At 65.6% G+C, this 24923-nt stretch carries 19 protein-coding genes and 1 pseudogene; 4 read left to right on the top strand and 16 right to left on the bottom strand.

Going from position 1 to position 24923, the window contains the following annotated elements:
* Positions 1-6: 6 nt before the first annotated feature.
* The 8 genes from CXG43_RS16955 to CXG43_RS16920 form a co-directional block, all read right to left on the bottom strand.
* Positions 7-2571 (bottom strand): exo 1,3/1,4-beta-D-glucan glucohydrolase, encoded by a 2565-nt coding sequence (locus tag CXG43_RS16955; RefSeq protein ID WP_101101094.1) that lies wholly within the window; start codon positions 2569-2571, stop codon positions 7-9.
* The gene (locus tag CXG43_RS16950; RefSeq protein ID WP_101101092.1) at positions 2568-3977 is read right to left on the bottom strand and encodes a sugar porter family MFS transporter; all 1410 of its coding nucleotides are present in this window, start codon (positions 3975-3977) and stop codon (positions 2568-2570) included. The genes CXG43_RS16955 and CXG43_RS16950 overlap by 4 nt, the downstream gene beginning before the upstream one ends.
* 47 nt (positions 3978-4024) lie before the next feature.
* Positions 4025-5359, bottom strand: a complete 1335-nt coding sequence (gene xylA / locus CXG43_RS16945) for a xylose isomerase (RefSeq protein ID WP_101101090.1) — start codon at positions 5357-5359, stop codon at positions 4025-4027.
* Complete coding sequence (xylB, locus tag CXG43_RS16940; RefSeq protein ID WP_101101184.1) at positions 5356-6897, bottom strand: xylulokinase; 1542 nt, start codon at positions 6895-6897, stop codon at positions 5356-5358. The genes xylA and xylB overlap by 4 nt, the downstream gene beginning before the upstream one ends.
* A 63-nt stretch (positions 6898-6960) precedes the next feature.
* Positions 6961-8490 carry a tryptophan halogenase family protein gene (locus tag CXG43_RS16935; RefSeq protein ID WP_101101088.1) on the bottom strand — a complete coding sequence of 510 codons (1530 nt, stop codon included), beginning with the start codon at positions 8488-8490 and terminating at the stop codon, positions 6961-6963.
* A gap of 13 nt (positions 8491-8503) precedes the next feature.
* Positions 8504-9523 carry a cupin-like domain-containing protein gene (locus CXG43_RS16930; protein WP_101101086.1) on the bottom strand — a complete coding sequence of 340 codons (1020 nt, stop codon included), beginning with the start codon at positions 9521-9523 and terminating at the stop codon, positions 8504-8506.
* A 3-nt stretch (positions 9524-9526) separates the two neighbouring features.
* The gene (locus CXG43_RS16925; RefSeq protein ID WP_198551479.1) at positions 9527-10285 is read right to left on the bottom strand and encodes a SapC family protein; all 759 of its coding nucleotides are present in this window, start codon (positions 10283-10285) and stop codon (positions 9527-9529) included.
* Positions 10286-10352: 67 nt separating this feature from the next.
* Positions 10353-13484, bottom strand: coding sequence for a TonB-dependent receptor (locus CXG43_RS16920; RefSeq protein WP_101101084.1), 3132 nt, complete (start codon positions 13482-13484; stop codon positions 10353-10355).
* A gap of 407 nt (positions 13485-13891) precedes the next feature.
* Here CXG43_RS16920 and CXG43_RS16915 point away from each other — a divergent pair, with 407 nt between their 5' ends.
* The 3 genes from CXG43_RS16915 (at position 13892) to CXG43_RS16905 (ending at position 16541) form a co-directional block, all read left to right on the top strand.
* Positions 13892-14899 (top strand): LacI family DNA-binding transcriptional regulator, encoded by a 1008-nt coding sequence (locus tag CXG43_RS16915; RefSeq protein WP_232767849.1) that lies wholly within the window; start codon positions 13892-13894, stop codon positions 14897-14899.
* Between the two features lie 187 nt (positions 14900-15086).
* The gene (locus CXG43_RS16910; protein ID WP_232767848.1) at positions 15087-15884 is read left to right on the top strand and encodes an MBL fold metallo-hydrolase; all 798 of its coding nucleotides are present in this window, start codon (positions 15087-15089) and stop codon (positions 15882-15884) included.
* 132 nt (positions 15885-16016) lie between these two features.
* Complete coding sequence (locus CXG43_RS16905; RefSeq protein ID WP_101101080.1) at positions 16017-16541, top strand: hypothetical protein; 525 nt, start codon at positions 16017-16019, stop codon at positions 16539-16541.
* A gap of 18 nt (positions 16542-16559) precedes the next feature.
* Here the strand turns inward: CXG43_RS16905 and CXG43_RS16900 are convergent, their stop codons facing one another.
* The 6 genes from CXG43_RS16900 to CXG43_RS16875 form a co-directional block, all read right to left on the bottom strand.
* Entirely contained in the window at positions 16560-17255 is a 696-nt protein-coding gene (locus CXG43_RS16900) for a L,D-transpeptidase (protein WP_101101078.1), read from the bottom strand.
* Positions 17256-17370: 115 nt separating this feature from the next.
* Complete coding sequence (locus tag CXG43_RS16895; protein WP_042612885.1) at positions 17371-17640, bottom strand: hypothetical protein; 270 nt, start codon at positions 17638-17640, stop codon at positions 17371-17373.
* A gap of 118 nt (positions 17641-17758) precedes the next feature.
* Entirely contained in the window at positions 17759-19141 is a 1383-nt protein-coding gene (locus CXG43_RS16890) for an aldehyde dehydrogenase family protein (RefSeq protein ID WP_101101076.1), read from the bottom strand.
* Positions 19142-19172: 31 nt separating this feature from the next.
* A complete protein-coding gene (locus tag CXG43_RS16885; protein ID WP_101101074.1) occupies positions 19173-20828 on the bottom strand; it encodes an acetolactate synthase large subunit in 1656 nt (551 codons plus the stop codon).
* A 97-nt stretch (positions 20829-20925) separates the two neighbouring features.
* Positions 20926-21663, bottom strand: coding sequence for a hypothetical protein (locus CXG43_RS19495; RefSeq protein WP_232767847.1), 738 nt, complete (start codon positions 21661-21663; stop codon positions 20926-20928).
* 114 nt (positions 21664-21777) lie between these two features.
* The gene (locus CXG43_RS16875) at positions 21778-22689 is read right to left on the bottom strand and encodes a type II CAAX endopeptidase family protein (protein WP_101101071.1); all 912 of its coding nucleotides are present in this window, start codon (positions 22687-22689) and stop codon (positions 21778-21780) included.
* A 213-nt stretch (positions 22690-22902) separates the two neighbouring features.
* On the opposite strand from CXG43_RS16875, the pseudogene CXG43_RS16870 reads away from it, so the two are divergent.
* A pseudogene (locus CXG43_RS16870) lies at positions 22903-23403 on the top strand (IS30 family transposase); the annotation flags it as partial.
* Positions 23404-23427: 24 nt separating this feature from the next.
* Here the strand turns inward: CXG43_RS16870 and CXG43_RS16865 are convergent.
* Both CXG43_RS16865 and CXG43_RS16860 read right to left on the bottom strand, forming a co-directional pair.
* Entirely contained in the window at positions 23428-23898 is a 471-nt protein-coding gene (locus CXG43_RS16865) for a nuclear transport factor 2 family protein (RefSeq protein WP_101101176.1), read from the bottom strand.
* 12 nt (positions 23899-23910) lie between these two features.
* A complete protein-coding gene (locus tag CXG43_RS16860; protein ID WP_101101069.1) occupies positions 23911-24918 on the bottom strand; it encodes a saccharopine dehydrogenase NADP-binding domain-containing protein in 1008 nt (335 codons plus the stop codon).
* Between the last annotated feature and the right edge of the window lie 5 nt (positions 24919-24923).

The following is a 24923-nucleotide window of genomic DNA, read 5'->3' as shown; positions in this document are numbered from 1 at the left end:
GCACCGTCACGCGCCCGTGCACTCGATGGTGGTCTCCGCCTCGTTCAGCGCCCCGAGCGCTACGCGCGACACCGCTAGCGTCATCTTCCCTGCCGTGCCGATCGACCAGGGGCGATCCAGCTTGCCGACATCCGCACCCGCGGCGGCAAGGCACTTCAGCGGCACCCCTACGCGTGTCCATTGGCCTGCCGGCAATCGCCCCAGCGTGGGCCCGATCGCGATGCGCGCCGAGCAGCCCGTGCCGCAGCCCACCGACAGCCAGGCATCGCCCTGCGGTGCGGACTCCACCCGCAGGGTGGTCAACAGCATCAGGTCGCCGTTGCTCTCGCGCTGCAGGTCCAGCGCCGTGTGCGATTGCAGTGCGACCGTCGCCTCGCCCTTGCCCGACCAGCTGAGCCGGCGCCCGTCTTCCTGCGCAAGATGGTCCACGCCGGCAACCGTGAGCAGGTCCGACCCGAGCGCATCCGGCACCTTCGTGACCGTCACGCCCTGCCCCGTGTCGGCTTCCAGTCGCAGTGCCATGCCGGGGCCGGCGTCACCGCGTGCAAAGAACACCCCGACCGCCCCTTCCTTGCCGGTCACGCCTGAAATTTCCGGCAGTGGGGCCAGCGCGCCGTTGTCAGCGTAGGTCAGCCCGAAGCCGAACGGGAACAGCGGGTTGTAGTCCTTCTGGCCCACGTTGTTGGCGTACTGGGTCGCCGTGCGCGGCCAACTGAAGCTCAAGGTGCCTTTGAAGTCGTGCTGGACATTGCCATCGGCACCGCGCAGCAGGACATCGGCGATGCCCGCGCCCTCCGATCCCGGCAGCCATGCCGCGACGAAGGCATCGGCGGCATTGAGCTCACGGTTGACCCACAGCGGGCGTCCGCTGAGGAACACCGCGACAACGGGAATGCCATCGGCTTTCAGGCGCTTGAGCAGCTCCAGGTCCGCATCGTCGCCCGGCTTGTACGCCAGCGTCGGCAGATCGCCCTGGAACTCGGCGTACGGGTTTTCCCCGAACACCACCACGGCTGCATCCGGTCGGCTCCCATAACGTCCGTCAACCGCAAGTTCGGCGTGACCACCGGCCGCCTTCACCTGCTGCGCGATGCCCTCGAAGATGCTGTCTGCATTCGGGAAATCCTTGCGGGTCGTGCCGGTGCCCTGCCAGTTGAGCGTCCATCCGCCGGCCTGCTTGCCGACATCGTGGGCACCGTCACCGGCCACCAGGATGCGTTGCTTCGGCGAGAGCGGCAGCACGCCGCCCTGGTTTTTCAGCAGCACCAGCGACTCGCGCACTGCCTGCCGGGCCACCGCGCGATGGGCCGGTGCACCGATCAGCGCGAACTGGCCGCCGACCGCACGCGAAGACGGTTTCCCCGCCTCGAACAAGCCCAGGCGCAGCTTGACCCGCAGGATCCGACGCACCGCGTCATCCAGGCGTTGCGGGCTGATGGTGCCGGCCTTGGCGGCCGCCAGTGTGGTTTCGTAGAAGCCCTTCCAGCTGTCCGATGCCATGGCCATGTCCAGGCCGGCGTTGATGGTGGCAGGGCAGTCCGTGGTGGTGCAGCCCTTCACCTGTCCGTGGCCGTTCCAGTCGCCCACAACGAAGCCACCAAAGTTCATGCGTCCCTTCAGCGCATCGGTCAGGTACGGCTTGTGGCCGTGCATTTTCTCGCCGTTGACGCTGTTGAACGATGCCATGACGGTCTGTGCGCCTGCGGCAATGGCGGGCGGATAGCCGGCCGCGTGGATGCGCACCAGCTCGGTTTCATCAATCCGGGCATCGCCCTGGTCTTTGCCATCGACGGTCCCGCCATCACCGAGGAAGTGCTTGACCGAAGCGATCACGTGGCGCTCGTCCAGGAAGGTGGGCGAGCCCACCTTGCCCTGCAGGCCCTCGACCATTGCAGCGGCGTAGCTGGCCACCACCTCCGGCGATTCCGAATAGCCTTCGTAGGTGCGCCCCCAGCGATCGTCCTGCGGTACCGCCACGGTCGGTGCGAAGGCCCACTCCATCCCGGTCACGCGGGTCTCCAGTGCGGTGATCTCGCCGATCCGGCGCAGCAGTTCCGGATTGCGGGTCGCACCCAGGCCGATGTTGTGCGCGAACAGGGTCGCGCCGATGATGTTGCTCTGCCCGTGTACCGCGTCGATGCCGAACAGCACCGGGATCGCCTTGCCGCCCTGCGAGGTGTCCATCGAGGCGGCATGGAAATCATCGGCCAGTGCCAGCCATTGCGCAGGCGAGGCATCGTAACGGCCGCCGGGGTCTGAGTTGCCGCCTGCCAGGATGGAGCCCAGCCGGTAGCGGCGCACGTCGTCCGGGGTCACGCTGGCGATATCCCCCTGCACCAGCTGGCCGACCTTCTCCTCCACCGTCAGGGTCGCCATGAGCTCGGTGATGCGTTTCTCCAGAGCCGCATCCTCGGCCAGCGGCCAGGCGACCTGCGGCCACGGATCCGGGTCGGCCGGCGCAGCGGCAACGGCCTTCCCCTCGTTCCCGCAGGCCGCCACGGCCAGCACCAGCGCGGCCAGCAGTAGACCACCGCCGGCCTGCATGAAGCGTCGATTCGGCATCGTGTTCATCCTTCCATCTGCTCCAGTTCCTTGCCCTTGGTTTCGTGCACGAAGCGCAGCACGAAGAACACCGAGATGACCGCCGCCACCAGGTAGAGGCTGTAGGTTGCGGCCAGCCCGATGGCGGCCAGCAGGATCGGGAAGGTCACCGTCACGGCGAAGTTGGCAGTCCATTGCGCCGCACCAGCGACCGCCAACGCAGAGCCGCGGATCTGGTTGGGGAACATCTCGCCCAGCATCACCCACATCACTGGCCCCCAGGAAACGTTGAAGAACACCACGTAGGCATTGGCAGCCACCAGCGCCAGCGTGCCCATGCCGCCGGGCAGCTGCAGGCGCCCATCGACCAGTGAGCCGCTGGCGAAGGAAAACACCAGCAGCGCCAAGGCCACCGCCATGCCGGCCGAGCCGACCCACAGCAACGGCTTGCGCCCGATCCGGTCGATCAGCAGCACGGTCACGATGCAGGCGCCGATGCTGAGCGCACCGGACAGGATGTTGATCAGCAGGGCATCGTTTTCAGAGAAGCCGACTGCCTGCCACAGCACCGCGCCGTAGTAGAACACCACGTTGATGCCAACCAGTTGCTGGAAGGTCGCCAGGCCGATGCCCACCCAGACAATCGGGCGGATCCTGCCGCTGGCCTTGTCACGCAGGTCCGAAAGCCGCGGGCGATGGTGGTCGGTCGACAGCGAGGCATCAATCTCGGCCAGCTTGGCCTGCGCTTCGGCCGCGCCGAACAGCCGCCCAAGCACCTGCAATGCCTCGTCCTTGCGGCGCTTCACCATCAGGTAGCGCGGGCTTTCTGGAATGGCCAACAACAGCACCAGGAACAACAGCGAGGGTACCGCCTGCATCCAGAACATCCAGCGCCAGGCCGCGTGGCCTGCCCACAGCGGCTCGGTCGAGGCACCGGCGGTGGCCGCCAGCAGATAGTTGGACAGGAACGCGGCCGTCAGCCCGCTGATGATCGCGATCTGTTGGACCGTGGCCAGGCGGCCACGGTAACGCGCCGGCGCCACCTCGGCGATGTACGCCGGGGAGATCACGCTGGCCGCGCCTACCGCGAAACCGCCCAGTACCCGCGCGATGATGAACATCCCCGACGACGGGGCTGCACCGGCGCCGATCGCCGACAGCAGGAACAGCACCGCCGAGACGATCAGCACGTTGCGGCGGCCAAGGCGGTCGGCCAGGCGGCCTGCGCTGAAGGCGCCGAACGCGCAGCCCAGCAGCATCGAGGCGATCTCGAATCCCTGCATCCATTCGCCGGACTTGAACGTCTGGTGCAGTCCGTCCTGGGTGCCATTGATCACGCCGCTGTCGAACCCGAACAGGAATCCGCCAATGGTCGCCACCACGCTGATCAGGACGATCAGTCGGGTGTTCTCGCCGCTGTTCACTGCCTGTTGCATTGCCCTGCCCCTCCCCGGTTGGGTTCCATCGACGCGAGCCTGCGCGGTCAGCGCAGCAGGTACTGGTTGATCAGGTTCTCGTAGCGCTCCTGCTTGCCGCTGACCTGCCTGGGCTCGCCGCTCTTCGCACCCAGCGCGGCCAGTTCGGCAAGGCTGAGCGCGCCGCTTGCGAACGCCTTGCCGGTACCACTTTCAAAGCTGGCGTAACGCTCCTTCCGCCACTGTTCCAGCGGCGAATCGTTGATCAGCGCATGGGCGACTTCCAGCCCATGGGCGAACGCATCCATGCCCCCGACGTGTGCGATGAACAGGTCTTCCAGGTCGGTCGATTCACGGCGCACCTTGGCATCGAAGTTCAGGCCGCCCTCCAGCCCGCCCTGGCGCAGCACCACCAGCATCGCGCCGACGGTGTCGTACAGGTCGGTGGGGAACTGGTCGGTATCCCAGCCGTTCTGGGCATTGCCGCGGTTGGCATCGATGCTGCCCAGCAGCCCGTGGTCCGATGCGACCTGCAGATCGTGCTCGAAGGTATGACCGGACAACGTGGCGTGGTTCGCCTCGATGTTGAGCTTGAAATCCTTGTCCAGGCCATGTTCCTTCAGGAATCCGACCACCGTGGCACTGTCGAAGTCGTACTGGTGCTTCATCGGTTCCATCGGCTTGGGCTCGATCAGGAAGTTGCCCTTCAGGCCGATGCTGCGGCCATGGTCGCGCGCCATGGTCAGGAAGCGTGCAAGGTGGTCGACCTCGCGCTTCATCTGCGTATTGGCGAGTGCGGCATACCCTTCGCGGCCACCCCAGAACACGTAATGTTCGCCGCCCAGTTCAACGGTTGCTTCCAGCGCCGCCTTCACCTGGACGGCGGCCCGCGCCACCACCGCGAAGTCCGGATTGGTGGACGCACCGTTCATGTAGCGCGGGTGCGAGAACAGATTGGCCGTGCCCCACAGCAGCTTCATGCCGGTGTCGTCCTGGCGGGCCTTGGCCAGCGCCACCATGTGCTTGAGGTTCTTCTCGTAGACAACGGCGTCGTCGGCGTCCGGTGCCAGGTCGATGTCATGGAAGCACCAGTACGGCACGCCCAGCTTGGTGAAGAACTCGAACGCCGCGTCCAGCTTCGCCTCGGCGCTGGCCATCGGCGATCCGGCTTCCCAGGGGAAATGCCGGGTGCCCGGACCGAACGGATCATGCCCGGCATTGCAGAAGGTGTGCCAGTAGCAGACTGCGAAGCGCAGGTGCTCCTGCATGGTCTTGCCCCCGACGCGCTTGTCCGCGTCATACACCTTGAAGGCGAGCGGGTTGTCCGACCCCCGTCCTTCGAAGGGGATGCGGCCGATGCCGGGGAAGTATTCCTTGCTGCCGATGAAGGGCTGGGTGGTCATGAGGGGTCTTCCTGTCGTTGTGCGGGGTGTGGCGTTGAGGGGGATCCGTCGCGATACAGCGGCGTGATGGCATCGAGGTGGCGCAGGAACCGTGCATAGGCGGTGGCGTAGGCCTGCATGCGCGCCGGGTCCGGGCGTGCGGACCGGAGCGGATCCAGCGCTACGTGCTGGTCGGCGATGTCGGCGATCGAGGTGGCTTCGCCCCGCGCGTGGCCCAGCGCCCACACCGCCTGCAGCGCCGCACCGAACGCGGCGCCCTCAGGCTGGCTGGGCACGTCCACCGGCAGGCCGAACACATCGGCCACCAGTTGCCGCCACTGCGCGCTGTTGCTGCCGCCGCCGGTCAGCACGATGGAATCGAACGACATGCCCGCGCGTACGAAGGCATCGAAGCCGTACTTCAGGCTGTAAGTGGCCCCTTCCATCGCCGCGCGATAGAGGTGTGCAGGCGTCATGTTGGTGGTGTCCAGCCCGGCCAGCATGCCCTTGCCGAACGGCAGGTCCGGCGTGCGTTCGCCGTTGAGGTACGGCAGCATCACCAGCCCGTCGGCACCGGGCGGAGTCGCTCGCAGGTGAGCGTCACCGTCGCGCGTGCTGAAGCCGAAAGCCGCCGCGACCTGCTCGGTCGCCACGGTACAGTTCATCGTGCAGATCAGCGGCAGCCAGCCGCCGGTGGACGAACAGAAGGCCGCCCATGCCCCGTCCGGGTCGACCACGGGTGTATCGGAGTAGGCGAACAGCGTGCCCGAGGTGCCCAGGCTCATCGCCAGGCGACCCGGCACCACGCAGCCGGTGCCGATGGCCGCCATCATGTTGTCGCCGCCTCCGACAGCCACTTTCACCGTCGCCGGCAGCCCCAACGCCGTCGCCGTGGCGGGGTCGATGTCGAACACTTCTTCGGGCCCGGCGATGCGTGGCAGGCAGGCCGCAAGATCGCGCTCGGGATCGGTCGCATGCAATAGTTCGCTCGACCAGGTGCGGGTGCGTACGTCCAGCCAGCCCGTGCCGGACGCATCCCCGTACTCGCAGAAACGCTGTCCGGTCAACACGAAATTAAGGTAATCGTGGGGCAGCAGGATGCTCGCAAGCCGGGCATAGGCCTCGGGCCGATGGGCCTTGGTCCAGGGCAGCTTGGATGCGGTGTACCCGGTGAGGACAGGGTTCCCGGCCAATGCGATGGTGCGCGCCCTGCCGCCTGCCGCCTGCATGATCTGCCCGCACTCGGCCGAGCTGCTGGTGTCGCACCACAGCTTGGCCGGTGCCAGTACCTCACCCGCTTCATCCACCGCCACGAACCCATGCTGTTGGCCCGAAACAGCCAGCGCGGCAATGCGCGAGCGCAGCGCGGGATCGATGTCGGCGAAGCAGGCGTGCAGTGCCGCGACCCAGTCGGCCGGCTGTTGTTCCCGGCTGCCGTCGGCACCGCTGGCCAGCGCCAACAGTGCGCTGGCGCTGGCCACCACGTTGCGCCCGGCAGGGTCGTAGACCACCACCTTGAGGCTTTGCGTACCCGCGTCGATTCCGGCAACCAGATCCATCGTTTCCACCAGTTTTGGCTTGAAGGTAGCGCTACCAATCAGCGGCAACAGCATGTCGGGCGGCTATGTCACCGCCATGCCCCGTTGCCATGCCTGCGCCGACGCGTTGCAGTAGCGCTCGATGAACGCGGCCTGCGACGGCATCTTCGCCACCTCCTGCTGCACCGGCCGACGGATGCGATCCAGCAGCGTGCGCAGGTCCGCATCACTGATGGCGCGCGACAACGGATGCGGCGGTCCCGGCTGGATGCCCTGCCCGGTCAGGACGCTGGTCCAGGAGTCGACCCGGAACAGTTCGCCGGGGTCCTGCCAGGCGTGGGCGCGCTCGCGCCACGCGCGCAGGCGAACCTGCAGCGACTCCGGCAGTGCCATCTCCCGACACGCTTTCCACATCGGCTCGTCGCGCTGGTTGGCGTGGTAATGCAGGATGATGAAGTCGCGCACGTGTTCCATTTCCTGGCGGCTGACATCGTTGTAGAGCGCCATCAGCGATGGGCTGATGCCCTCCAGCGGGAACAACTGGATCAGGCGCACTACCGCGCTGATGGTCAGGTGGATGCTGGTGGATTCCAGCGGCTCGATGAACCCACTGGCAAGCCCCAGCGCCACCACGTTCTTGTTCCATGCCTTCAACCGGCGCCCGCTGCGGAACGGCACCAGCCAGGGGTCGCGCAGGGGCCGGCCCTCGATGTCACGCAGCAGCTTGGCCTGCGCCTCGTCATCGGACATGTGGCGGCTGGAAAACACCAGCCCACAGCCCACCCGGTGCTGCAGCGCGATATGCCAGCGCCAGCCGGCCTCGTGTGCGATGGCGCGCGTGTACGGCACCGGCGGATTGACCGACTCGGTCTGTACGGCAACGGCGCGATCGCTGGGCAACCATTCGTGCCAGTCTTCATAGCCGGTATGCAGGGTCTGCTCGGTCAACAGGCCGCGGAAGCCGGTGCAGTCGATGAACAGGTCGCCCTCGATGACCTGTCCGTCTTCCAGCACCAACGATGCCACCGCGCCGTCATGGGCGTGCTGGCGGACTTCGCGGATCTTGCCTTCCACCCGGCGCAGGCCGTTTGCCTCGGCCTTGCCGCGCAGGAACCTGGCATAGAGGCTGGCGTCGAAGTGATAGGCGTAGCTGGCCTGCGGCTGGGTCTGCAGGGAGAACCGGTCTTCCAGCGAGGCCGCACTTTCCAGGCAGAATTCGCCCAGGTCCGAGGGCATGCCCCGGCGCAGGCTCTCCAACCAGAAATGGTGGAACGGCGTGGCCCAGGTGCCCTGCCCGATGGTGCCGAACGGATGGATGAAACGGTCCCCGGGGCGACGCCAGTTCTCGAACGAAATCGAGAGCTTGAACGTACCGGCCACCGCGCGCAGGAACTCCTGCTCGTCGATCTGCAGGAAGCGGTGGAACATGCGGATGGGCGGCACGGTGGATTCGCCCACGCCGACGGTACCGATCTGCTCGGACTCCACCAGAACGATGTCGAGCTGATCGCGGAACTGGTGGGCCAGCGCGCAGCCGGCAAGCCAACCGGCAGTGCCACCGCCGGCGATGACGACCTTGCGGATCCGCCCTTGTGTTGTGTCTACAGCGTTCAATGCGATGTCCCCATCAACGGTTGAGTAGCGCCAGGAGCCGGGCGCGCATGCGCCGCGCCTGGGTCGTATCGAACGGTGCCAGCTCGCCCCGTGCGGCTTCGGGCAGATGCTGCCCGGCGCGTTCGGCGGGGCCGAATACGTAGTAGTCGAAGATCGCCGCCCACGCGTGTTTCTCACGCGGTGGCAGGTCACGCAGGGCCCACATCGCATGCTGCAGCGCCGGCAGGGGCGAGGCCAGCAGGCTCGGCGAACCGCGCCACCAGTAGTTCACCAGTACGTTGAACGGCTCCAGGCTGCGCACGTGGTGCCACCACAGGCTCGGGATGAAGATGGCATCACCGGGCTCCAGTTCGGCGCTCTGCGCACTTGCCAGGGCATCACGGAAACGGGGGTGAAGATCGAAATCCGGGCGGTCGAAATCCACCACGCTGACCGCCTGCCCGCCGGGGGTGGGATCCATCGGGCCCGGGTAGAGGTTGTCGATCTGCTCGGGCGGAAACAGGGTGAACCGGCGTCGGCCAACCGTGCAGCACGCCAGGTTCTGCGGGGTGTCGTAGTGGCAGGAGGCCGTGACCCGGTTGCCGATCCAGATGCTGGCCAGCGCCTCGATGCCCTGCCCGGCCAGCCCGGCGTCGTTGTGCTCGGTGAACCCCGGCAGCGCACGCGCGACCGGCAGCGAGGCGACGTAGTAGGTCGGCGGGCTGGGCGAAGCGAGATGGTCCGAGATCGCCTCCAGGACCTCTGACAGCACGCCGCGCCGGACCTCGATGTTCAACGCGGTGAAGTCCGCCGTGTAGAACGGTCGCCCTTCAATACCGGGGTCGCCGAAAGAATACGGGACCAGCGACCCTGCATCGAAGCGGCGCAGGTAGGCCATGGCCTCGTGGGGGCCGCGCAATCCGGCCTGCACCAGTCCCCAGTCGCGCACGATGCCGCGCAGCACCACCGGCTCGCCAGCGTCCACCAGCGCCTGCAACGGCAGCGCGCCGGGGTCCAGGCCTTCCAGTGCGCGCATGGCAACGGCCTCCCGCATCGGTCAGTTCCTGCCCGCCGTAGGCGCAGCATCCTGCATGCGCAGGCGTCGTTGTTTCTCGGCGATCAGGCGGCGCATGTTGTGCAGCGAGGCCAGCATCAGATAGGTCCCTTCCAGATAGCCGGCGCGGTTGAGCCCGGCCAACGCGGCGCCATCCAGCAGCGCCAGGCGATCACGGTCGATCGCGTGCAGCCCGTTGACCGTGAAGCGATGTTCCGGGTCGACCTGCACATCCAGCGTGACCGGTTGGATCAGCCCGTGCGCGTCCAGCGCGGCAAACATGTCCGCACCGAACGCGTGGCCATCGTGGATGCCGCGCAGTACGCTGGTGATGTGGTCCAGGTACGGGGAGTTTCCCCCCTGCGGCAGGAACACCGGCTCACCCTGCATCGCGGTCACGCGCGGATGATCAAGATCCACGTGCAGCACCGCTTCGCGGCTGAGCGTGCCATCGATGTGGCGGTCCTGGAAGCCGATCAGGAACGGCCCTTTTGCCGCGGCCCCGGGCAGGTAGGAGGCATTCCAGTGGCCGTCCTGCAGGAACAGATTCTCATGCTGCTCGAAGCCGAGCAGCGCTACCGATTGCCAGGCGCCGCTGTCGGCATCGCGGCGCAGGAAGATGGGGTATTCCCGCTGCAGTTCGGCGAACTCGCTCGGATAGGCCGGCACCATGCCCACCGCGTCGCCGAATTCGGGCCCGAAGCCGGTGGCCACGCGCAGGTCGTGGTGGGCGATGTTGTTGAGCATTTCGTATCGCGACACGGTGTCGTCCCCTCCCAGCAGGAGCCTTGAACGGGTGCCGCCGGCAAGGCAGCGGCACCCCCACGGTTCAGAACCTGTAACGCACGCCGAGCATGTAACGCGGACTCTGGTCAGCCAGCTTCACGATCATCTGCGAGGTGCGCGAACGCCAGCGGACGTCCTCTCCAGTCAGGTTGATCGCCTCCAGGCCGAAGGACCAGTTTTCATTCAGTGTGTAGTTCACGCTGAGATCCCACTGGTCGTATTCTTCCACATAGTAGGGATTGCGACTGGTGCCCTGGTTGGCCAGGATCAGATACTCGTCACGCCAGTTCCAGGCCAGGCGTATCGACCATCCGTACTTTTCGTACATCAGCATGGCATTGGCGGTATCGCTGAGGCCGGTGAGCGAGAACTGGTCTATGTTCGGATCACCCGCATCGTTGTAGCCCACGTCGCCGTTGACGATGGTGTAGTTGGCCAGCACGCCGAACCCGGTATCGCCGAAGAAGTACTGCCCACCGAGCTCCCAGCCACTCAGCTTGGACTCGTTCTGGTTGATCGGGCGGTTGACGTTGAACTGGTACAGCGGGTCGGCTGCGGTGCCATACAGGTCGTAGGCGGCTTCGGTGGACAGCACCTGCGCGTCCGTCCCGTTGTAGGCACCCAGGCCGGCGGGATTGTTGCGCAGCAGTGCCAGCGCGGTGAACAACGCGGTGTCGTTGGCATTGCAGGCCGCCGCATTCGCCGCACCCACCTGGGTAGCGCAGGTGCCGCTGGTGAGGAAGGCCAGCGCCGCCTGCGCATCCGGACCGGCAGTGGGATCGCGCAGTCCGTACAGGTTTTCCTGGACCACGGTATTGCCGATGAAGTTGGCGACCCGCTTGTTCCAATACGTGACCGACACGTAGCTGGCGTCAGCGAAGTACCACTCCAGCGCCATGTCGAGGTTGTCCGACTCCAGTGGCTTCAGTTGTGGGTTTTGTGCGGTGCCGCTGGCCCGCGAAGACGGATCGATCAGCACCGAGCCGAATGGTTGCTGTGCGGTCGGACCTGCGTAAAGGTTTCCGATCGGCGCGCGCGCGATGCTTTTGCCGAAAGAGACGCGGCCCTTCAGGTCGTCCATGAGGTCGATGCTGAAATCGAGGTTGGGCAGGACGTAGCTGTAGCTGTTCTTTTCGGTGAACGGCTGTTGCTCATCGGACAACACCACGCGGAAGTCATTGTTGGACTGCCATTCGATGGCCTCCGGGATGGCGATGACCGAAGTGGACACCACATCGGTGGTTTCATAGCGCACGCCCAGGCGGGTATTGGTGCGCAGCCCGCCCAGCTCGCCGTCCAGCTCGACCTGGAAATAGGCGGATTTCGTCTTCTCCTCCACCAGGTTGTCGGCGGCGCGCTGCGGGCTCACGCCGAGGCTGGCGCCATAGTTGTCCGCCGCCCATTGCGCCAGGCGGCCAGCATCGCCGCGCCAGGCGGTGAAGCTGTTGGCATTGAAGTCGTTGAACAACCCGACGATGTTGACCGGCTGCAGCAGGTCCATCAGCCCGTTTGCCACATCCCCGTCGACGTTGGCCACGCCCCAGTCGCCCAGGGTGTTGTAGTTCTCCGCTGCCTGGATGCGGTGGGTGGTCTGCTTGCTCGAATCCACGCCGAACTGGAAGCGACCCTTGTCGAAGCTCCACTCACCGTCAACGCGGCCCTGCTTGATCTCGCTGACCTGGGTCTGCGAATTGATGCGCAGCACCTGCGAACCGATCTCGCCCGGCACGAACCCCGGATTGACCACGCCGTTGACCTTGGCGAGGGCATCGGCCGTGCTCGGGTACCAGACCTGGGTGCCCACCGGCAGGCCGTTGTTGAAGTTCATTTCCTGCACCCACGACCCACCGCAATGCGGGCCGGTGGTGCAGTTGTTGGTACCGGCGATGCTGCTGAAGATGGAGCCACCGCCGGTGAGCGGATCGTTCGGCCGGCTTTCGTTCTTGGAATCGTGCGCGTCGAAGCTCAGCTTGAACCGATCGGTGAGCTGCCACAGTGCATTGAAGCCAAGCGATCCCAGCTTGTACTTCTGCATGCTGCGCTGCTGCTCAAGCCCGAAATCCTTGGTGCCCGCGACCTCTCGGATGTAGATCGGCGTGGCTACCGCGCCGCTGGTGTCGAACTCGACGTCGGTGTAGTTGCTGTTCTGCAGCCACATGCCCTGTTCGCCACGATTCTCGGTGATCTCGTTGGTCGAATAGGTGTAATCCAGGGTCAGCGTCACCGCATCGGTCGGCGCGAACTGCAGCACGGCCTGGCCGTTGATGCGCTCGCGCTCGAACTCGGAAAACGCATAGCGGAGGTCGTTCGGGCGACCGTACAACGCGCCCACTGCCGGTGCATTGACCACCGTGGGGTTGCCCGGCAGCGTGCCGGTCCACGGCTGGATGTTCCAGTAATTGTTGGTGGCCTGCACCGAGCCACCCTTGCGCTTCTGGTAGCTGGCGCTCACGCCAACGCCGAAGGTCTTTTCCGGGTTGCTGTAGCTGAAGAGGCCGGACAGTTCCGGCGTCAGGTCGTCACCGAACGGCTGGCTCTCGTCGGAGACGATCTTCGCGCCGGCACTGGCGACGGTGCCTTGATGGTCGAAGGGTCGCGCCGTCAGGATGTTGATCGTAGCGCCGATGCCACCGCTGGGCACATTGGCCTGGCTGGTCTTGTAGACCTCGATGCCGTTGATGGCCTCGGCGGCAAGCTGGGCGAAGTTGAAGGCGCGGGTACCGCCGTCGACACCGCCGATGGCGACCTGTCCAGATGCACCGAAGGCATCGGCGCCGGGCATCTGGCGCCCGTTGAGCGTGACCATGTTGAACTGCGGCCCGAAGCCGCGCGCGGTGACCTGTGCACCCTCACCATCACGGCGTTCGATGGAAATACCGGTGATGCGCTGCAGTGACTCGGCGAGGTTGGTGTCGGGGAACTTGCCGATGTCCTCCGCACTGATGGCATCCACCACGCCAGCCGAGTCGCGCTTGATATCCATCGCTTGGCTGAGGCTGTTGCGGATGCCGGTGACCTGCACGGCGTCCAGCTGGGTCGGGCTCGCCTGGCCCTGCTGCTGCGCCACGGGCGCCGGCGTGGCCGGATCCTGCGCGAAGGCGGGATTGATGACCAGGACGCCGCCGACGAAGGTGAACATGGCCCTGGAGGTGAACTTCGCCAGCGTCCGGCTCATGGCAGAGCCCTCCAGCCGGGTATACGACGGACAGTAACAGCGCTCATGACTCTCCCCTCTGACATACGATCGAATGGATGCACCGCCCCTTCTGGGGCACGTACGGGCGACGCCCGTCTTCCAAACCGAACATCGCAGTGCGCGTTGCCTTCACTGCGACTCAAACTCGCTTGCGGATTTGCCAGAACAGCCGCGCGGTAAGGGGGGGGGTACCTGCTGGCCTTACCCTGGCTCAGTGGTAGCGCTACCATCACGTCTCGGGCGCAGACTACTCACCCCGGATCGCGCTTGTCATCATGCAGCGCAGCAAAGGAGTTGATTGTTTGAAAAGCAGCCAAAAAGCGGTCCGTCGCAAGGCAAGCGCCGTCACCATCGATGACGTCGCCGCGCATGCTGGCGTTTCGCCGATGACGGTTTCACGTGTCATCAATGGCCATGCCGGCGTGCGCGAAGGCAACCGCGATCGGGTCATGCGCAGCGTGCAGGAACTGGACTACCGCCCCAACCCTGCCGCCAGTGCGTTGGCCGCCGCGCAGCACACCTGCATCGCGTTGATCTACACCAATCCCAGCTCCAGCTACCTGCGCGAGCTGCTGGTCGGCGCGCTGCGCGGGTCTACCCGCTCAGCGGCGCAGCTGGTGATTGCCAGTTGGGATGAGCTGGATGGGCAGGCGCGTCGGCAGGCGGCCCGGCAGCTCTCCATCACGGTCTCGGGCGTGATCCTTCCGCCGCCGCTGTGCGAAACAAAGGACATCGTCGATGTCTTCGTCGACGCCGGCATTCCCGTGGTTTCCATCGCGTCCAGCCATTTCAGCGATCATGTTTCCTGCGTGCGCATCGACGACCGCCAGGCAAGCCGGGACGTCATGTCGCATCTGCTGGCACACGGGCACACGCGCATCGGCTACATCAAGGGCGATCCAAACCAGACCGCCAGCGCGCATCGATGGCAGGGTTACCGGGATGCGCTGGCTGATGCCGGTATCGACTATGACGCCTCCCTTGTGCAGCCCGGTCACTTCACCTACCGCTCCGGACTGGACGCAGCCGAACGGTTGTTGGCCCTGGATCAGCGCCCCAGCGCGATCTTCGCCAGCAACGATGACATGGCATCGGCCGTCGTTTCCGTGGCGCACCGGCGCGGCCTGGAGGTACCAGGCGATCTTTCAGTCGTTGGTTTCGACGACACATCCGCCGCGACGATGGTGTGGCCGGAGCTGACCACCCTGCATCAGCCCGTGGCAGACATGGCGGACAGCGCGGTGGACATCCTGTTGCGGGAGATCCGCCGCACCGCCACCGCTGGGCGCGTGGCCGTCAATCAGGTGCTTGCGCACCGGCTGGTCACGCGCGCGTCCGTATCCACGCCGTTGCCACCGAAGGACGCCGCGTCCCGTCCAGCGCGCTCGGAATGACGTTTGCCGGCAATGTCGTGGAACCGTGATGGAACGGCGCATCCGCAGTGACATGGCACTGGCGCCGGCAGCACCGCGCGCTACATCGCGCTGCGCAGACTGCCTGCATCGCCCATCCTGCGAGGTACCGACGGTGCGCATCCACCATCTCAATTGTGTTTCCACATGCCCGCCCGGCGGCCGCCTCATGGATGGGCGCACGCACGGGGTGCTGCGGCGGGCACGCCTTTGCTGCCACTGCCTGCTGATCGAGACCAACCACGGCCTGGTGCTGGTGGATACCGGCTTTGGAACCCGTGACGTCACCCATCCACGAGAGCGCCTCTCGCCGTTCTTCCGTGCGCTGCTGGCGCCCGACCTTCGCCAGTCGATGACCGCGCTGTCACAGGTGCAGGCGCTGGGATGGTCGGCGCACGACGTGCGGCATATCGTGCTGACCCACCTGGATTTCGATCACGCCGGCGGACTGGACGATTTCCCCGAAGCAGCGGTCCACGTGCTGGCCGCTGAAGCAGATACGGCGGGGAATCGCGGCCGGTGGCTGCAGCGGCAGCGCTTCCGCCCGCAGCAGTGGCCGCGCGTCGAACGCTGGCACCTGCACCGGGAAACCGCTGGCGAAGCATGGTTCGGGCTGTCCTTCGTGCGACCGCTGCAGGGGCTGCCACCTGACATCCTGATGGTGCCGTTGCCGGGCCACACCCGTGGCCATGCCGGCATAGCGGTTCACAGCGAGGGGCGCTGGCAGCTGCTCGCCGGTGATGCGTACTTCCACCAGGACGAACTGGGACCGGGGACGTATCGGTGCCCGCCCGGCTTGCGCGGCTATCAGTGGATGATGGAGCAGGATCGCCGCCAACGCCTGGCATCGCGGGACCAGGTGCGAAGCCTGCGGCGCCTGCATTCCCGTGGCGAACTGGAGATATTCTGCTCGCACGACGTCGCCGAATTCGAGCGTCTTTCGGGTTGTCCGTTCAACCAGGCGTGAGCGGGCGCGGCCGGCAGACCGCAGGCGATGCGCTATCCTTGCCCGCCGCATGGCGATGCTCCCCTGGATATGAAAGAACGACACGGAATTCCCGCAGCAAGGCTTACCGGCATACGGCTGCGGAGCCGGCGCGTGCGTTGGACCGGCGCGGCGTTGCTGGCGTTGGCCAGCCTGCCGTTGCTGGCTGCCACGCCGCTGGAACTGGCCCACGAGGTCAACACGGAAATCGTGACCAGGCAGGTCATCGAAGAGGGCCAGGCCTTCCTGCGTGCCTTTGGCAGCGGCGAAGGTATCGCGGCGCCCGACGATCCTCCCACGTGCCGCGAAGCGATCAGGGCCGCGATGGCGGCACATCTGTCAGCCGGCGTGAGGCAGGTAGCCGAGGGAATCCAGGACCCTGTCCAAGAGGCCAGGTTCGATCAGTTGCTGGCGAGCGTCTACACCCCCGCCGAGCTGAAAGCGTTCCTTGGCCAGCGCAACCAGGTCGAGCTGCCCGAGCTGCTTGCCGCCGTGCTGGCTGCCCCTAAAGTGCGCGCCGCGCATGATGCGCGGATGGAGGCGTTCACCCTGGGCGAACCTGACGCCGCCTCGCCGGAGGGCATGGGCCTGCAGCGTGCCAAGGAAACCTGCGAACGCCTGAGGGCGGAAGCGCGTTGAGTGTCTGCGCCGCGCGTATCAACGCGCGGCTTTTTCGCCGTTGTCTTTCATCGCGGCACGCGTCTGTGCGAACTCGGGAAACGTCTCGGCCATCGACGCTTTGTCCGGAAGCACATAGAACACGCCACCGCGCTCGAACGTGGTGCGGACGATCTGTTCGTAGAACGTCGGCGAGATGTTGATGCAGCCGTGGGTCACGCGGTTGTCATCGGGCGAGGCCGAAGCAAGTCGCTCGGCACGCTTCTCTGATGGGACGCCGGTGGTGATGGGATGCAGCGCGACACCCGAATCGTAGTCGACCCAGAGCACGCGCCCTGCATCGATCGAGGGTCCGTAGCCGCCGATGAAGCGACCCGCAGGAGTTGTGCGGTCACGTCCCGGGATGGCCCGCAGGGCCAGGCCAGCGACGCCGGGCGCGGTGTGGTCACCGCTTGCCGAGCCGAACAGCGCGGGCGCGGCACCGCGCAGTCGGCCTTCCCCGTCGAAGACAAGGACCTGGGCAGCCGCCTTGTCCATGATCGCGAACGGATAGCCTTGGCTGTCTTTGGATGCAACGACCCAGCCGGCCAGTTCGATCACGGTGTCCGACACCGTTTGGCCTTCCGGGAGTTCGTCGACCGCAGCGGCGGATTGCGCGGCGGCGTTCTTCGCGCTCACCGGTGCGGTGCACGCCAACGCCAGCGCGAGTGCCAGCACACCACAAACGGGCCGCATTCTGGAGGATGGATGAGTACGGATGGGACACTTCCTTTGAATCAGTTTCTACTGCTCCCGAGGAAACCAGTGGCCTGTGCAGGCCACCGGTGCCTGGTTCAAACGTGTCGGGCGATCAACCGCGCGGCTTGCGGCGCGGCGCCTGCTCAAGCTGCTGGACGCGGCCTTCGATCTGGTCGAGGCGCTGGTTGGCCTGGGTGGCGGACTGGTTGGCCGATTCGGCACTCTGTGCGGCGCCCTGCACCTTCACGTCGAGCTGGTCGAGGCGCGAATCGATGCGTGCGAAGTCGTCCTTGTAGGTGGCGCAGGCGCTCAGGCTGACGCCAGCGATGAGGGCGATACCAAGGTTGCGTGCGGTCGTCAGATTGGGTTTGCTGAGGAACATTTCACTGTCTCCTTCTTCGGGGGTGTTCGGACTATAGCGGCGTTTTCGGCTGTGCCAAGACCGACGTTCAGTTGATGCCGGGAGAAGTAGAGGCAGCGTGAAGGCAGCGCATTCCTGCTCAGCTTCTATGCATCAGGATCATTTTTTCCTGCGACATGTCCCGCATGGTGTACGGAATACCGCCGGTGCCGTAACCCGATTCGCGACGGCCGGCGAACGGCATCCAGTCGGTGCGGAACGCGGTGGCGTCGTTGATCATCACCGCCGAGGCATCCAACCGGTTGGCCGCGCGCATGGCGATGTCGATATCCTGCGCGAAGATGCTGGCCTGGAAGGCGGTCGGCAGCGAGTTCGCCCGGGCGATGGCTTCGTCCAGATCCGAATAGCGATACACCGCCACCACGGGCCCGAATACTTCCTGCGTGGTCACCCGCGCATCAGCGGCCGGGTCGAGCAGCACGGTCGGCTGCAGCGTGGTCTCGGACAGCCGCTTGCCGCCGCTGGCGAGCTTCGCACCGCCCTTCACGGCTTCATCGATCCACTCGGCCACCCGGTCGGCCTCGCGGGGCTGGATCAGCGGGCCCACGTTGGTGTCTTTCAGGGTGGGATCGCCGGTACGCAGCCGTTCCGCACGGGCGATCAGCGCCTCGGTGAAGTCATCGGCGATATCGTTGTGGACGAAGATGCGCTGGGTGGAAACGCACACCTGGCCGGCATGGTAATAGCCGCCCTTGACGATGGGCTCGATGATCCTGGACAAGTCCGCGCTGCGGTCGACAATGGCCGGCGCAACCCCGCCGTGCTCCAGTGCCGAACGGGCGCCGTGTGCCAGCTTGCTGTGCAGCGACCACCCTACCCTGGCCGATCCGATGAAGCTCAGGAAGGCAACGCGCTTGTCGGTGGCCAGTGCCTCGGCCAGGTCGTTGCCTTCCGGCAGGAAGCTCTGGCACCACGGCTCGGGCAGCCCGGCTTCATGCACCATCGCCACGAAATCCAGGCAGGAAAGTGGCGTTGCCGATGCGGGTTTGATGATCACCGGGCACCCCACGGCGATCGCCGGGGCGACCTGGTGCACGATCAGGTTGAGCGGGTGGTTGAAGGCCGAGATCGCCGCCACGATGCCGATGGGCTCGCGGGTGGTGAATGCCCAGCGCCCCACCGCCGCAGCTGAAAGTCCCATCGGGATCTCGCGGCCGCCAAAGTTGCGTAGTTCGTCGGCGGCGTTGTGGACGCCATCGATGGCGCGCGTGGTTTCGATGATGGCGTCCGGCAACGGCTTGCCGCCCTCGCGTGCGATCTGCAGCGCGAGGTGGTCGCGCTTGGCGTCCATCAACGCGGCCAGCCTGCGCAGGATCGCGATGCGCTCGTGCGGCGGCAGCCAGCCGTCGCGGTCCTTGAACACCCGCTCGGCGGCGCTGAGCTTGTGTTCCAGCGCTGAGGCAGTATCGAATCTGACTTCCGCGATGGGCGCGCGGTCGAAGGCCTGTACGACGGTCAGCATGTTGGGCTCCTTTTATAGAGTCAGGGGACGATCAGGCGCAGCCCACATCCGGCGTGCGGTTGCGCAGCTCATCGACGAGCACCCGGGTGTTTTCGGAATAGTCGATCGGCACATCGAGCACGTGCACGCCACCGCCGGCGAAGGCCGCTTCGATCATCGGCACCAGCTCCTCGACGGCGGTCACCCGGCTGCCCTTCGCGCCGTAGGCCTCGGCATATTTCACGAAATCGGGATTGCCGAATCGCATGCCGAAATCCTCGAAACCATCCACCGCCTGCTTCCAGCGGATCATGCCGTAGGCGCTGTCGTTGAGGATCACCACGACTAGGTTGAGCCCCAGCCGCACGGCGGTTTCCATCTCCTGCGAGTTCATCATGAAGCCGCCGTCGCCGCACACCGCCATGACCCGGCGCTGCGGGTACAGCATCGCCGCCATCATCGCCGACGGCAGGCCGGCGCCCATCGTGGCGAGCGCATTGTCGAGCAGCAGCGTATTGGCCACATGCGTGCGGTAGTTGCGGGCAAACCAGATCTTGTACATGCCGTTGTCCAGGCAGACGATGCCATCGTCCGGCACCGCCTGGCGCACGTCGTGCACTATCCGTTGCGGCGTGACCGGGAAACGGTCCTCCTCGGCACGATCATTCAGCCGGGCGAGGATGTTCTGCCGCAGTCCGGTCATGCCTTCGTCGGCAGCCAAGCGGCCTTCCAGCCGCTCCGCCAACGCATCCACCGAGGCGCCGATATCGCCCAGCACTTCGATATCCGGGTGGTAGACCTGCTCGACCGTGGCCGACTGGAAACTGATATGGATGACCTTCGGGCCTCCGCTGCTCTTCATCAGGAAGGGCGGCTTTTCGATCGTGTCATGGCCGATGGCGATGATCAGGTCGGCGCGTGCCACCGCCTCGTGGACATAATCCCCTTCGGACAGCGCCGCGGTGCCCATGTACAGGTTGGAGCCACCGGTGACGGCGCCCTTGCCCATCTGGGTGTTGAAGAATGGCAGGCGTGTGCGCGCCACGAACGCGGACAGCGCCTCGGTCAGCCACGGCCGGCTTCCGGCCGCGCCGATCATCACCAGCGGTCGCTTTGCCGCGAGGATGGCCGCTTCAGCACGATCAAGCGCGGCAGGCGCCGCGATGGGCCGTTCCAGCGCATGGACGGGGATGACCGGGACATCCTCCACTTCCTCGCCGGCGATGTCCTCCGGCAGTTCCAGATGGACCGGCCCGGGCCGCTCTTCCATTGCCACACGGAACGCATCACGCACCATGGCGGGGATCGAGGCCGGGCTGACAATCTGCCGCGTCATTTTCGTGAGCGGCTTCATCGACGCCACGATATCCACGATCTGGAAGCGTGCCTGCTTCGCACTCATTACCGCTTTCTGGCCGGTGATGAGGATCATCGGCCACGCACCCAGGTGGGCATACGCCGCACCGGTGGAGAAGTTCAGCGCGCCCGGGCCGAGCGTAGCCAAGCACACGCCGGGCCTGCCGGTGAGCCGGCCGTGGGTAGCGGCCATGAAGGCGGCTGCCTGCTCATGGCGGGTGAGGACGAGTTCAATCCTGGAGTTCCGAAGCGATTCCAGGAAGTCCAGATTCTCTTCGCCCGGCACGCCAAAAATGCGGTCTACGCCCTCGTTTTCCAGCGCCTTGACCAGTAGATCCGAGCCCTTCTGCATAGCGTCGATCCTTGCGGTGAGGATGCGACCACTATACGCCCGGGGTATTACGCTTAGCCTGTAACTGAATGGCGACGCGTGGAACGCTCTGTAATCACTACAAGGCGGGGCCCGCTCGCGCCGACTGCTCAGCCAATGAAGCTTCAAGCAGGTTCACATAGGTCTCCAGCCTGCTGCGGATGCCGACCAGAACCCAGCCGAGGGCATACAGCAGGACGATGCCGAAGATCAGCACAGCGGCGATCGGATTGACATCGAACGCACCGGCCCAGTCACCCCACTTCCAGGTGCGAAGCTGCAGGTAGAGTGCTCCCAACACGGGGAAGAAGCCGAGCTTCTGCAGCCCGCCGAAGACCAGGCCCATCCGCTCCGTCATGCCTTGCCGAAGCGTGCTCGCAAAGCGAAGCCGCTGCTCGCGCTCGTCTCTCGGGAACGCCCTGAGCTGATCAACCAGATACGCCCAGTACGCGAAGTCACCATCCATCTCTGCCGCATGGGTCAGGCGTGGTTTGATGTACTGCCGCCCTTCCCGCTTGAGCATCAGCACGAACGACAGCAGGAACCCGACGATCTCGGTCAGCAGACACCCCATCAGGATCATGATCTGCGAGCCTGCGGGAAACAGGCTGTCTGGCAAGGCGGCAGTGAGCAGCCCCAGCCCGGTGGCCGCTACACCCACCAGAATCCCGCCTTTTTCCAGGCGCGACGGCTTCGGATGGATACTCTGGGCCGCATAGCCCTGCACTTTCTCGAACAGCCAGGAAAAGGTCAGCTCACCTGTGACGGGCTTCGTGCCGGCGTCAGCGCCGTTGCACTCACTTACCTGCATATCCATTGCGGGGTTCCTCGGTCGGTCTGTCGGCGGCAAGAGCTGGCTGCGTGCGCGGGCTCGCTGCCCGTTGATAGTAGCGTGACGCCCGGACGGTCCGATGCTGCCCGGGCAGTGACGTTACCTGCTGGTCGGCGAGAAGTCCTGAGCTCGGCGTGTCTTTCGCCACTGGATCCACGCGATCGCGGCGACGAAGAAGACGCTGCACAGGTAACTGCCTTCCGGCCCTTCCGCGCCACCGGTCAGGGTGTCGAGGCCTCGCGGGCGCAGCGCCACCAGCAGCGCCGGCAAGTGCGCGTCCATGCCGGTGACGGGCAGTTCGAAGCCGGTCGCGAGCAACCAGTTCCACCCCGCATGCCAGCCCATCACGCCCCAGATATTGCCGGTCCGCAGTGCCCAGGCGCAGGCGAACAGCGAGAACAGGAACGTGCTGAGCATGACCCGGGGCGGCTGGTGCGGACTGAAATGCAGGAAGCAGAAAACGAGCGACACCAGCAGCACTGCCACCGCGACATTGGTCTTGCGCGCCACCACCGACAGCATCCAGCCGCGGAAGATGACTTCCTCCACGCTCGCCTGGAACATGAAACTCAATAGCAGCAGACCGATGTGCAGCAGACTGACGGGCGACCGCCAAGCCTGCCCCAAGCCCGCCGCCTGCATGCCGCCAGCCATCCAGATCGCGACGACGACCAGCGCGACCGTGCCGAATCCAACGGCCAGTCCGCGCAGGAAGGTTTTCAGCGGCGCCGGACCGGTCAGCCCGATACTTGCCAGCGAGCGCCCTTCGACGAAGCGTACCCAGGCGAGCACGGCCGCAAGCGTTGGCGCGAAGCCGATCCACAGCAGCGCATGCAAGCCAGCGAGGCCGATCGGATCGCCGCTCGGCGTCGACCAATGCTGCGACTGCATCCACCCGTCCAGCGCGATCACCGGTACCGCGTTGAACAGGATCATCACGATCGGCGTCAGCCAGGCCCAAGGCAGCCAGCCGCGGGCCGGATCGGGCGAATACAGGGCAACGGGGGTCATGCTGGGCTCCAGGTCGACGTGATCGCCGCTGCAAGTTGCCATTGGCGCGGGGGCGTGGCAATCCGTTTGCGACCAAGCCACGGAAGCTGCCGACGAATCACCCGGATCGCCGACGAAATCACGCTGAGCATCGCCCGTGGTGTCCGCTTTGGATGGCGGTTACATATGTTTCATGAAACACAGACAGTTGTCCAAGCAGCAGGAGTGTTGCGATACGGCCGCATCAGCGACACCGTGTCGATCTGCGAGCGTCTGGCGTCGGTCGAGGACCGGGCCGTTCTCGGACACTGGGAAGGCGACCTGCTCTGCGGCAACGGAACAGCCAGATCGCGACGTTGGTCCAGGGCAGCACGCACTACATGATGCTGGTGAAGGTCGATCGCGAGGACACGCAGACCGTCGTTGACGCGCTAATCCGCACCGCACGCCGACTGCCCAGCGAGCTCCACAAATCACTGACTTGGGGCCGGGAAAAGGAGATGGCCGACCATCGCCGCTTCATTCTCGCCACGGACATCCAGGTCTACTTCTGCGACGCGCTGCATCCTTGGCAGCGCGGCTCGAACGAGAACACGAACGGGCTGCTGCGTCTGTACTTCCCCAAAAGGCGTTGATCTGTCGAGCTTCCCCCAAGCCAAGCTCAACAGCGTGGCCAAGCAACCAGACGAGAGGCCACGCAAGACCCTGGACATCCAGACACCGATCGAGCGATACCAACACATTGACCGCCCAACCTGCTCAGATTCCGGTGAGCACGCTCCGATCACCCGTCCGCCAGACGTTGTCCACTATCACATGCTTGATCTCCCACCCCGTGTCACGGCGGACCAGAACCACGTCATAACGGTTCTTCATCAGGTACTGCCGTGCGCCGTTGACGCTCGATACGTGCTGCGCTTCGACCAACACATCCACCCGCGCGGTGTCACCGTCCACCATCACCCTCGGGTTGCTGAACGAGTGGGAGGTATCGAGCCCGCTGAGCGAAGTGGACAGCGCCTCGACGATGGATTCCCGCCCCTGCAGCACCGGGTACTCGAAGCCCGCCTTTGCGCCAGCCGGGCGGAAGTCTGAGATGGCGTCCTCTGTAAAGGCCGACGAGAGCAGCTTGCGGTCGCGCAGGTCGATACCTGTAGCGAAGCGGTACAGCGTGTCGACCACGGCATGTATGTCGTGAAGAGTATCGGGAGCGTTGAGGTGCAGTGACATGAGGTGGATTCCTTAGCGGGCCGTGGGGGTGGTTGGGTCAATGAGGCTGATACGGGTGTCGGCGATGGTCTCAGCGAAGCCGCTGCCGAATACACCTACAGGCGTCTGGAAGCCTGGACGCGCCTCCCCTGCCAACACACGGCGCGCAGCCACGACCGCGGCAAGGGGGGTGAAGCTGTAGCCGTTAACCGTATCCAGGACTGCGCGGGTGATGTCACCGTTGGCGCCGACTACCTCTACCGCTGCCTGGTACCGGTTGTCGGCGCGCTCCTGCGCGGTGGGACCATCCGGCAGTGCATCGATGCCGCCTTCGGGGAAAGCGCTGCCAGAAACATGCACGAAGGTTTCGATATCGCGCACCCCGGTTTGCCTGGCGATGGTGATCAGCTCAGGCAGCGTCACTGGAAAGCAACTCACCGGCCCGATGCCGAAATCGATGTCGCGCAGCGCGTCCGGGGCACGTGCCGTGAGCACATCGTCCTTGCGCATAAGGCACTGGGCCGCTAGGTGCTGGCTGGCACTGATGGCCGATCCGCGCGACATCGAACCTGCTACATGCAACGCGATACGGATTGCCACCGGTGTCGGCACACGCTCCACGGCACGCGCGGCTAGGCTGCCAAGCATCGCCACGCTGCCCCCGCTGCCCGGCATCAGCATTACCCCGGCCTTGGCGGCGCCCAGGTCATGGCGCTCGGCCAACTGGTAGCTATCCAGCTCGGCGGCAATATCCAGGTAGTGGACGCCGGCGCGCAGGCAAGCTTCCATCAGCGCTCCTGCGGTATGCGCGAACGGACCTGCGCAGTTGAGCAGCACCGCGATATCCTGCAATCCGTAGTCCACATCGGCAGCGGAATCCAGCGCGAACACGCGGTACGCAACGCCAAGGCGTGTGGCCAGCGCCTGCAGCGGAGCTTTGTCGCGCCCTGCCAAAACCAGCGTCAGCCCAGCTTCCTTCGCGTGTGCTGCAGCCATGCGCCCGGTGTAGCCGGATGCACCGTAGATCATCAATGTTTTCATGGTGT

The organism is Stenotrophomonas sp. Bg11-02 (genome assembly GCF_002836635.1).
Taxonomy (GTDB): domain Bacteria; phylum Pseudomonadota; class Gammaproteobacteria; order Xanthomonadales; family Xanthomonadaceae; genus Stenotrophomonas; species Stenotrophomonas lacuserhaii.
Note: the sequence above shows the minus strand (reverse complement) of the source record. Positions and strands in the feature narration are given on the sequence as shown.